This window comes from Sphingomonas sp. BK481, assembly GCF_014194875.1.
In the GTDB taxonomy this organism is placed as follows: Bacteria; Pseudomonadota; Alphaproteobacteria; order Sphingomonadales; family Sphingomonadaceae; genus Sphingomonas; species Sphingomonas aerolata.
Window position 1 is genome coordinate 158,974 of sequence record NZ_JACIAP010000001.1, and the last position, 10,336, is coordinate 169,309.

Consider the following 10,336-nt stretch of genomic DNA (forward strand, 5'->3'; position numbering starts at 1 on the left):
GCGCGGGCATGACGGGACAGCGCTGGCGCAGGACGCGCCGCGGAAATTTAGAGATTTGGAATTGGGCAGAATTCGATGCTGAAAATTGAAAACCTTCATGCCGAGATCGACGGCAAGGAAATCCTCAAGGGGCTCTCGCTCGAGGTGAACGCGGGCGAGGTGCACGCGATCATGGGGCCGAACGGCGCGGGCAAGTCGACGCTGGGCTATGTGCTCGGCGGGCGGCCCGGGTACGAGGTCACGTCTGGGTCGGTGACGTTCGACGGCGTCGACCTGCTCGAGCTCGAGGCGCATGAGCGCGCCGCGGCGGGCGTGTTCCTCGGCTTCCAGTATCCGGTCGAGATCCCCGGCGTGTCGAACGTCCAGTTCCTGCGCGAGGCGTTGAATGCCCAGCGCGCGACGCGCGACGAGAAGGCGCTGTCGGGCGGCGAGTTCCTGAAGCTCGCGCGCGGGCAGGCGGATCTGCTCGGGATGGATTACGACATGCTCAAGCGGCCGGTGAATGTCGGCTTTTCGGGCGGCGAGAAGAAGCGCAACGAGATGGTGCAGATGGGCATCGTCAACCCGAAGTTCGCGATCCTCGACGAGACCGATTCCGGCCTCGACATCGACGCGCTGCGCGTCGTCGGCGACGGCATCAACCGCATCATGCGCGCGCCTGACAAGGCGGTGCTGCTGATCACGCATTACCAGCGGCTGCTCGATTATGTGGAGCCGGACTTCGTCCATGTCCTTGCCGACGGGCGGATCGTCCGGTCGGGCGGCAAGGAACTCGCGCAGCAGCTTGAGAGCGAAGGCTATGTGGGGATCGCCGCGTGACGATGCTGCTCGAACTTCCCTCCACGCGCGAGGAGTCGTGGCGCTGGGGTGATCCGGCGGCGATCGCGGCGGCGGCGGGGTTGCCGCGGGGTGAGGCGCTGGCGGGGTCGTGGTTCCTCGCGCTCGAGGGCGCGCGGGCGGTGTTTGTCGATGGCGCGCTGGATGAAGGTCGCAGCGAGCTTCGGCATGTCGCGATCGCGCCGCTCGAGGGTGGCACGCATGTGCTGGGCGCGCGGACGACCGGCCATGGCTGGTCGTTGCGCGTCGAGGCGCACGCTTCGGCCGAGCTGATCCAGATCGTCCATATCGCGACCGGGGGCGAGAACCATGTTCCCGCCGAGATCGTGCTCGCGGACGGCGCGCAGGCGTCGGTGGTCGAGACCTATGTCGGGACCGGCTGGTCGAACCGGTCGACGCGGATGATGCTGGGCGCGGGCGCGAAGCTGACGCGCGCGGTGCGGTTGCTGCAGACCGCGGGCTTCGTGTCGGTGCGCGACGAGGCGGATGTCGGTGCGGGGGCGAGCCTGATCGTGACGATGCTCGGCGCGGGCGATGCGGGGACGCGGATCGACGGCGCGATCACCGTGTCGGGTGACGATGCGTTTGCCGAATATGGCGGCGCCTTGCTGACCCGGCGCGACCAGCGGCAGGAATGCGCGCTGTCGGTGCGGCATGCTGCGCTCAACGGGCAGAGCAAGCAGATCTGGCGCGCGGTCGCAGCGGACACGTCGACCGCGAGCCTTGCGGCGCGCGTCGAGGTGGCGCGCGATGCGCAGAAGACCGACGGCGTGCAGTCGCTGCGCGGGCTGCTGCTCAAGCGCACCGCGACGGTCAATCTGAAGCCCGAGCTCGAGATCTTCGCGGACGACGTGAAGTGCGCGCACGGCGCGACGGTCGGTGAGCTCGACCAGCGCGCGTTGTTCTACATGCAGAGCCGCGGCATCCCGCATGCCAAGGCGCAGGCGCTGCTGACGCGTGCGTTCGTCGGCGATGCGTTCGCGCAGATCGCGGACGAGACGGTGCGCGACGCGTTCGTTGCGGACGCGGATGCGTGGCTGGAGGCGGCGCTGTGACCCTGACGCTCGAAACGCGCCCGCTCGACCGGGTGTCGGACTTTCCGGCTATCCCCGAGGGCTGGGCGTATCTCGATACCGCCGCCACCGCGCAGAAGCCGCAGCCTGTGGTCGACGCGATCACGCGCGCTTATGGCGAGACCTATGCGACCGTGCACCGCGGTGTGTACCAGCGCTCCGCCGACATGACCGTCGCGTACGAGGCGGCACGCCGGGCGGTGGCGCGGTTCATCGGTGCGGGATCGCCCGACGAGATCGTGTTCGTGCGCGGCGCGACCGAGGCGATCAACCTGGTCGCGACCTGCTGGGCGGGGACCCAGTTGAAGGCGGGCGACCGCATCCTGCTGTCGATGCTCGAGCATCATTCGAACATCGTGCCGTGGCAGATGATCGCCGAGGCACGCGGTGTCGCGATCGACGTGCTGCCGCTGACCGCGGACCATTGCATCGATCTCGACACGATGGAGCGGATGATCACGCCCGCGCACAAGCTGGTCGCGCTCGGCCATGTGTCGAACGTGCTCGGCTCGGTGCTCGACGCGAAGCGGGCGACGGAGATTGCGCATTCGGTCGGGGCGAAGATCCTGCTCGACGGCTGCCAGTCGGTGCCGCGGATCGCGGTCGACGTGTCTGCGATCGGCTGCGATTTTTACGTGTTCTCGGGCCACAAGCTGTACGGCCCGACCGGGATCGGCGTGCTGTGGGCAAAGCCCGAGCTGCTCGAGGCGATGCCGCCCTATCAGGGTGGCGGGTCGATGATCGACAAGGTGTCGTTCGCGAAGACGACGTACGCGCCGGCGCCGGGACGGTTCGAGGCGGGGACGCCGCATATCGTCGGCGCGCTCGGGCTGCATGCGGCGATCGACTATGTCGAGAGCATCGGGCTGGCGGCGATCCATGCGCACGAAACCGCGCTGGTCACCGCGACGCGCGAGGCGCTGTCGGGGATCAATTCGGTGCGGCTCTATGGCCCGGCGGATTCGGCGGGGATCGTCTCGTTCACGATCGAAGGGGTTCATCCGCACGACATCGGCACCATATTGGACGAAGAGCGCGTCGCGATCCGGGCGGGCCATCACTGCGCCCAGCCGCTGATGGAGATGCTGGGCGTCGACGCGACGGCCAGGGCGAGCTTCGGTGTCTATAACGGTCCTGCTGACGTGGATGCGCTGGTGCGCGGTATCGCGCGAGTAACGAGGATATTTGGATGAGCGATCGGTTCGAGATCGAGGAAGTCGAGGCGGTGCAGTCGCCGCCCAAGGCGCGTGTCGTGCTCGACACCGACGGCGATGCGGAGCGCAAGCGCGACTATCTCGCCGGGTTCCTGGCGCAGAAGCCGCAGGTGGACTCCCCCGGCGAGCCGGGTGGCGCGGTCTATGATGCGATCATCGATGCATTGAAGGACATCTATGATCCCGAGATCCCGGTGAACATCTATGACCTGGGGCTGATCTATGGCGTCGAGGTGACCGAGGACGGGCATGCGGTCGTCACGATGACACTGACCACGCCGAACTGCCCGGTTGCGGAATCGATGCCGATGGAGGTCGAGATGCGCGTCGGTGCGGTGCCGGGGGTCGGGGTCGCCGAGGTGAACCTGGTGTGGGATCCGGCATGGGATCCGCAGAAGATGTCCGACGAGGCGAAGCTCGAACTGGGCATGCTGTGACGACTTGCCCCTCCCCTTCAGGGGAGGGGACGGGGGTGGGGCCTCACCGCGAGCGCGCGATCCGGTCGGGCGCCCCACCCCAACCCCTCCCCTGAAGGGTAGGGGCTTTAGATGGAAGGAACGAGCCATGGCGACGACATTACGAGCACGGCCCGCGGCACTGAACCTGACCGCGACCGCGCATGCGCGGATCGCGGACCTGATGGCGCGCGCGCCGGACGATTCGATCGGGGTCAAGCTGTCGACGCCCAAGCGCGGCTGTTCGGGACTCGCCTATTCGGTCGATTATGTGAGCGAGGCCAAGCCGTTCGACGAACGGATCGACACGCCCGGCGGCACGCTGTTCGTCGATGGCGGGTCGATATTGTACCTGATCGGGTCGACGATGGACTGGGTCGAGGACGACTTCACGGCCGGGTTCGTGTTCCAGAACCCCAACGCCAGGGGTGCGTGCGGGTGCGGGGAAAGCTTCACGGTCTAAATTCTGCCGTGAGCTAATGTGTCCCCGCGAAGGCGGGGACCCAGACTGGGCTCCCGCCTTCGCGGGAGAACAAAGATCCGGCCGAGCCAAGGCGATGCCGGCCGACCGGCCGCCTTGCTTGCCCATCCCGTCCTGTGCCACTCCCCCCTGAAGAAGAGGGGATCTACGTGGCCAGTCTGTTTCGCCGAAAAATCGTCACCGAGCAGCCGCCCGAGCATCAGCTCGCGCGGACCTTGTCGTGGCCCCATCTGGTCGCGATGGGGGTCGGCGGGATCGTCGGGACGGGGATCCTGACGCTGATCGGCGTCGGCGCCGGACTCGCGGGGCCGGCGGTCATCCTGTCGTTCATCATCGCCGGCGGGATCTGTGCCTGCGCCGCGCTCGCTTATGCCGAGATGGCGACGATGATCCCGGCGTCGGGCAGCGCCTATACATACAGCTATGTCGTGCTCGGCGAGCTGATCGCCTGGGTGATCGGCTGGAGCCTCATCCTCGAATATTCGCTGGTCGTGTCGACCGTCGCGGTCGGCTGGTCGGGTTATGCCGCGCCGTTGCTGCGCGGCGCGTTCGGGTTTCCCGAGGCGCTGACGCTCAGCCCCGAACTCGGCGGCGTCCTGAACGTGCCGGCGATCGTGATCATCGCGGTCGTCGCGGGCGTGCTGTCGTTCGGGACGCGCGAGAGTGCGACGCTGAACGCGGTGCTGGTGGCGGTGAAGATGATCGCGCTGACCGTGTTCGTGTTCATCGCGCTCCATTATTTCAACAGCGCGAACCTGCAGCCGTTCATGCCCTATGGCTTCCCCAAGGCCGTCCAGCCCGACGGTGCGGAGCGCGGCGTGATGGCGGCGGCGGCGATCATCTTCTTCGCGTTCTACGGGTTCGATGCGATCTCGACCGCGGCGGAGGAGACGAAAAATCCGGGGCGCGACCTCGCGATCGGTATCCTCGGGTCGATGGTGGCGTGCATCGCGATCTACATCCTCGTCGCGGTCGCCGCAGTGGGCGCGCTGTCCTACACGCGGTTTGCAGGCTCTGCCGAGCCGCTCGCGCTGATCCTGCGCGAGATCGGGCGGCCGGGGTTCGCGACCTTCCTGGGCGCGTCGGCGGTCATCGCGCTGCCAACCGTGCTGCTCGCCTTCCTGTTCGGGCAGAGCCGGATCTTCTTCACGATGGCGCGTGACGGCTTGCTGCCGCTGGGCCTCGCCAAGGTGTCGAAGCGCGGTGCGCCGGTGCGGATCACGTGGATCACTGCGGCGATCGTCGCGGTGATCGCGGGGCTGCTGCCGCTCGCCGAGATCGCGGCGCTCGCCAATGCGGGGACGCTCGCGGCGTTCGTCGCGGTGTGCGCGTGCATGCTGGTGATGCGCCGCCGTGCGCCCGATGCGATCCGCACCTTCCGCGCGCCTGCCGCGACGCTGGTGGGCATCGTCGGCATTCTCGGCTGCCTGTACCTGTTCTTCAGCCTGCCCTCGAAGACACAGCTCTATTTCGGGCTGTGGAACCTGCTCGGGCTGGTGATCTACTTCGCCTACGCCCGGCCGCGGGCGCTTGCCGAATGAGCGGCTGGACGATCGGGATCATCGGCGGCTCGGGGCTGTACGCGGTCGAGGGGATCGAGGACGGGCGCTGGCAGACGGTGGAGACGCCCTGGGGTGTGCCGTCGGATGCGATCTATACCGGCCGCGTCGGGCATGTCGGCGTAGCCTTCCTGCCGCGGCATGGGCGGGGGCACCGGATTTCGCCCTCTGAGCTGAACGCGCGCGCGAACATCGATGCGCTGAAGCGGCTGGGCGTGACCGATGTGCTCGCGGTGTCGTCGGTCGGGTCGCTGGTCGAGGCGCGGCCGCCGGGGAGCTTCACGATCGTCGACCAGTTCATCGACCGGACCAAAGGGCGGGTGTCGAGCTTCTTCGGTACGGGCCTGGTCGCGCATGTCTCGATGGCGGATCCCGTGTGTCCGCGCCTGTCGGGCTATGCCGCCGATGCCGCGCGCCAGGCCGGTGCGCAGGTCGATGACCGTGGCACCTATCTGGCGATGGAGGGGCCGCAATTCTCGACGCGCGCGGAAAGCCGGTTGTACCGCCAATGGGGGTGCGACGTGATCGGGATGACCGCGATGCCCGAGGCGAAGCTCGCGCGCGAGGCGGAGCTGCCCTATGCGTTGGTCGGGATGGTGACCGACTATGACTGCTGGCGCGAGGAGGCGGCGGGGGTCGATGTCGCGGAGGTGATTGCGCAGCTCGGCGCTAATGCGGCGAAAGCGCGGGCGATGGTGATGGCGTTGCTGCGCGGCCTGCCGGCGGAGCGGGCGGCGTCGCCGATCGATACCTGTCTCGACAGTGCGATCATCACGGCGCGCGAGGCGAGGGATCCGGCGCTGGTGGCGAAGCTCGACGCGGTGGCGGGGCGGGCGCTCTAGCGACGGCGTGACGCGCGAGGCTCTGGGTCTTGACGTTCGTCAGGATGACGGTTGGGGGAGGTGGTGGTTTGCCACCGGGTGCGGTGATCGGCGGAAGAATTGCGGCGATCCGTGGGCTCCGACACATTGGTGCAACATATCGGCGCGATGAGGTGGGGGTCGCCGCTCCCTCTCCCCCTGTGGACGGCGACGTGGCCGGGTTGTTCCCCCTCCCGGTCCCTCCCTGAACTACGGGGCGATCGTCATGGTCGCCCCGCTTTTTTCTGCCGGGCCTGGGTCGCGTTCGAGACGCGCCGTCCGCCACGCTCCTGACCTGAAACACGTCATCCCAGCGACGGCCGGGATATCCCTTGTGGTGGGCGATGTGAGCCTCACGGGGATATCCCGGCTTTCGCTGGGATGACGGTCGTTCAGGGCGCAGGCGTCGCCCCGGATTGCTCCGGGACGACGTCGCCGGATCAGGCGGCCAGCTTGCGCAGGACGTAGTGCAGGATGCCGCCGTTGAGGAAATATTCCAGCTCGTTGACGGTATCGATCCGGCACTTGGTCTGGAACGTCTCGCTGGTGCCGTCGGCGCGGGTCATCTTCACGCTCACGTCCTGACGCGGGCGGATGCTCGCCACGTCGAGGATGGTGAACGTCTCCGAGCCGTCGAGGCCGAGCGTCTTGCGATCGGTGCCTTCGGCGAACTGCAGCGGCAGCACGCCCATGCCGACCAGGTTCGAGCGGTGGATACGCTCGAAGCTCTCGGTGATGACCGCGCGGACGCCGAGCAGGTTGGTGCCCTTGGCCGCCCAGTCGCGCGACGAACCGGTGCCATATTCCTTGCCCGCGACGATCACGAGCGGCGTGCCGTCCTGCTTGAAGCGCATCGCGGCGTCGTAGATCGCCATGACCTCGCCGTCATATTTGGACATGCCGCCTTCGACGCCGGGGACCATCTCGTTCTTGATGCGGATGTTGGCGAAGGTGCCGCGCATCATCACGTCATGGTTGCCGCGACGGGCGCCATAGCTGTTGAAGTCGGCCTTGCTGACCTGATGCTCCTGGAGGAAACGGCCGGCCGGGCTGTCCGCCTTGATCGAGCCTGCGGGCGAGATGTGATCGGTGGTGATCGAATCGCCGAGGATCGCGAGCGGCTTGGCGTCGATGATGTCCTGCACCGGCGACGGCGTCATGCTGAGGCCCTCGAAATAGGGCGGGTTGGCGACATAGGTCGACCCTGCGCGCCAGGCGTAGGTGTCCGAACCCGTGACGTCGATCTCGCGCCACTTCGAGTCGCCCGCATAGACGTCGCCGTAGCGCGCACCGAACATCGATGCGTCGATGTTGGCGTCCATCGTGCTGCGGACTTCCTCGTTGGTCGGCCAGATGTCGCGCAGATACACGTCCTGGCCGTCGGTGCCCTGACCCAGCGGCGTCTCGATCATGTCGGTCGTGACGGTGCCCTTGATCGCATAGGCGACGACGAGCGGCGGGCTGGCCAGGAAGTTGGCGCGGACGTCGGGCGAGACGCGGCCCTCAAAGTTGCGGTTGCCCGAGAGGACCGACGCCGCGACGAGGTCGTTCTCGTTGATCGCCGACGAAATCGCCGGCGCCAGCGGGCCCGAATTGCCGATGCAGGTCGTGCAGCCATAGCCGACGAGGTTGAAGCCGAGTGCGTTGAGGTCGGCGGTGAGGCCGGCCTTGTCGAGATAGTCGGTGACGACCTGCGAACCCGGCGCGAGCGAGGTCTTCACCCAGGGCTTCGACTTGAGGCCCAGCGCGTTCGCCTTGCGGGCGACGAGGCCGGCGGCGACGAGCACCGACGGGTTCGACGTGTTGGTGCAGCTGGTGATCGCGGCGATCACGACGTCGCCGTCGCCGATGTCGTGCTCACGCCCCTCGACCGCGACGCGCTCGGGCTGCTCCTTGTGGTAGAGCTTGTGGAGGTCGCTGTTGAACACCTCGTCGACCTTGTTGAGGCTGACGCGGTCCTGCGGGCGCTTCGGGCCGGCGAGCGATGCGACGACCGAGCCCATGTCGAGCTCGAGCGTGTCGGTGAAGACGGGGTCTTCGGCATTCTCGTCGCGCCAGAAGCCGTTGGCCTTGGCGTACGCCTCGACCAGCTCAACATTCTCGTCAGACCGCGCGGTGAGGCGCATGTAATCGAGCGTCTTGTCGTCGATCGGGAAGAAGCCGCAGGTCGCGCCATATTCCGGCGCCATGTTGGCGATCGTCGCGCGATCGGCGAGCGTCATCGAAGACAGGCCTGGGCCGAAGAACTCGACGAAGCGGCCGACCACGCCCTTGGCGCGCAGCATCTGCGTGACGGTGAGCACGAGATCGGTGGCGGTGATGCCCTCGTTCAGCGCGCCGGTCAGCTTGAAGCCGACGACTTCGGGGATCAGCATCGACACGGGCTGGCCGAGCATCGCCGCCTCGGCCTCGATCCCGCCGACGCCCCAGCCGAGCACGCCGAGACCGTTGATCATCGTCGTGTGGCTGTCGGTGCCGACCAGCGTGTCCGGATAGGCGATCATCGTGCCGTCGCCGTGATCACCCGACGAGGCCGACGACCAGACGGCCTGGCCGATATATTCGAGGTTCACCTGGTGGCAGATGCCGGTGCCGGGGGGGACGACCTGGAAATTGTCGAGCGCCTTGCTGCCCCACTTCAGGAACTCGTAGCGCTCGATGTTGCGCTCGTACTCGAGATCGACGTTATCCTCGAACGCCTTGGGCGTGCCGAACTCGTCGACCATCACCGAGTGATCGATGACGAGGTGGACGGGAACCTGCGGGTTGATCTTCTCGGGGTTGCCGCCGAGCTTGGTCATCGCGTCGCGCATCGCGGCGAGATCGACGACGCAGGGCACGCCGGTGAAATCCTGCATCAGCACGCGCGCCGGGCGATACTGGATCTCGCGGTCGCTGCGACGCTCCTTCTGCCAGTCGACGATCGCCTGGATGTCGTCGCGCGTGACGGTGACGCCGTCCTCGAAGCGCAGCAGGTTCTCGAGCAGCACCTTCATCGAGAAGGGCAGGCGGCTGATGTCGCCGAGCTGTTCGGAGGCCTTGGCGAGGCTGTAATAGTCATAGGACTTGCCGCCGGTCGAAAGGCTCGTGCGGGTCTTGAGGGTGTCCTGGCCGATGGCAGTCATAGGGGTCCTTCCCGTGGGCGTCGGGCCGCCGGGCGCCGAGGGGAAAGCGGCCTATGGGACCGCGGGGGCGCGTAGGGGACCGACCTGAATGCGGTTACTGCCGGGGCCTTAGCAAGGGGGGGCGGGCGGGGGAAGGGCGGGTTTTGCCTGAGACGCGGTTTCGCGTGCGCGACTTACATTGCGACCGGGCCACAACCGGTTATGCTTCGGGCCCGTCGAAGGTCGATGCAGCAAGCACGCCGGAATGGAGAGGACCGTAAATATGTCAGACGATGTCAAAGCCGCGATCGACAAGGGTGCTGATCGGGCAAAGGCCGCGACCGACCAGGCCGCGGGTGCAGCGAAGACCGCGACCGACCGGATGCAGGCGGATGCGCAGCGCGCGCAGGCCGCGTTTTCGGATCATTTCGGTGAACCCGCCAAGCGCGCCGGCGAGGCGCTGAAGGAATCGGGGCGCAAGATGGCGGAGAACGGATCGACGATCGGCGCGAAGATGATCGACCAGGCCGAACAGAACACGCGCGAGGCGTTCGCGGCGATGCGCGAGGCGGCGTCCGCCAAGGACCTGACCGACGTGATGAAGATCCAGAGCGACTATCTGCGGACACAGAGCGAGCGCAGCATGAGCCAGGCGCGCGAGATCGGCGAGCTGATCATGCGGTTCGGGCGCGACGCGGTCACGCCGATGAAGGGCGGCTGATCCTTACCCCGCGCCGGGCCGACCGGATCGGC

General features: G+C 67.3%; 9 protein-coding genes. 8 read left to right on the top strand and 1 reads right to left on the bottom strand.

From position 1 onward, the window contains the following. Window positions 1–75: 75 nt before the first annotated feature. The 7 genes from sufC (at window position 76) to mtnP (ending at window position 6,461) form a co-directional block, all read left to right on the top strand. Window positions 76–819: a Fe-S cluster assembly ATPase SufC gene (gene sufC / locus FHY04_RS00705; RefSeq protein WP_031441058.1), complete on the top strand. Its 744-nt coding sequence runs from the start codon at window positions 76–78 to the stop codon at window positions 817–819. 2 nt (window positions 820–821) lie between these two features. Further along, entirely contained in the window at window positions 822–1,892 is a 1,071-nt protein-coding gene (locus tag FHY04_RS00710; protein WP_183935429.1) for a SufD family Fe-S cluster assembly protein, read from the top strand. 2 nt (window positions 1,893–1,894) lie between these two features. Further along, window positions 1,895–3,103 carry a cysteine desulfurase gene (locus tag FHY04_RS00715; RefSeq protein ID WP_221211609.1) on the top strand — a complete coding sequence of 403 codons (1,209 nt, stop codon included), beginning with the start codon at window positions 1,895–1,897 and terminating at the stop codon, window positions 3,101–3,103. Then, a complete protein-coding gene (locus FHY04_RS00720; protein WP_031395029.1) occupies window positions 3,100–3,561 on the top strand; it encodes an SUF system Fe-S cluster assembly protein in 462 nt (153 codons plus the stop codon). Before FHY04_RS00715 ends, FHY04_RS00720 begins: the two co-directional genes overlap by 4 nt. A gap of 127 nt (window positions 3,562–3,688) precedes the next feature. Next, on the top strand, window positions 3,689–4,042 hold the full coding sequence (locus FHY04_RS00725) for an iron-sulfur cluster assembly accessory protein (RefSeq protein WP_183935082.1): 354 nt from the start codon (window positions 3,689–3,691) through the stop codon (window positions 4,040–4,042). Between the two features lie 167 nt (window positions 4,043–4,209). Continuing rightward, window positions 4,210–5,601, top strand: coding sequence for an amino acid permease (locus FHY04_RS00730; RefSeq protein WP_183935083.1), 1,392 nt, complete (start codon window positions 4,210–4,212; stop codon window positions 5,599–5,601). Then, the gene (gene mtnP, locus FHY04_RS00735; RefSeq protein ID WP_183935084.1) at window positions 5,598–6,461 is read left to right on the top strand and encodes an S-methyl-5'-thioadenosine phosphorylase; all 864 of its coding nucleotides are present in this window, start codon (window positions 5,598–5,600) and stop codon (window positions 6,459–6,461) included. Before FHY04_RS00730 ends, mtnP begins: the two co-directional genes overlap by 4 nt. A gap of 458 nt (window positions 6,462–6,919) precedes the next feature. Here the strand turns inward: mtnP and acnA are convergent, their stop codons facing one another. Next, a complete protein-coding gene (gene acnA, locus FHY04_RS00740; protein ID WP_031396444.1) occupies window positions 6,920–9,604 on the bottom strand; it encodes an aconitate hydratase AcnA in 2,685 nt (894 codons plus the stop codon). A 262-nt stretch (window positions 9,605–9,866) separates the two neighbouring features. On the opposite strand from acnA, the gene FHY04_RS00745 reads away from it, so the two are divergent. Then, on the top strand, window positions 9,867–10,304 hold the full coding sequence (locus tag FHY04_RS00745; protein WP_260171254.1) for a phasin family protein: 438 nt from the start codon (window positions 9,867–9,869) through the stop codon (window positions 10,302–10,304). Window positions 10,305–10,336: the final 32 nt, after the last annotated feature.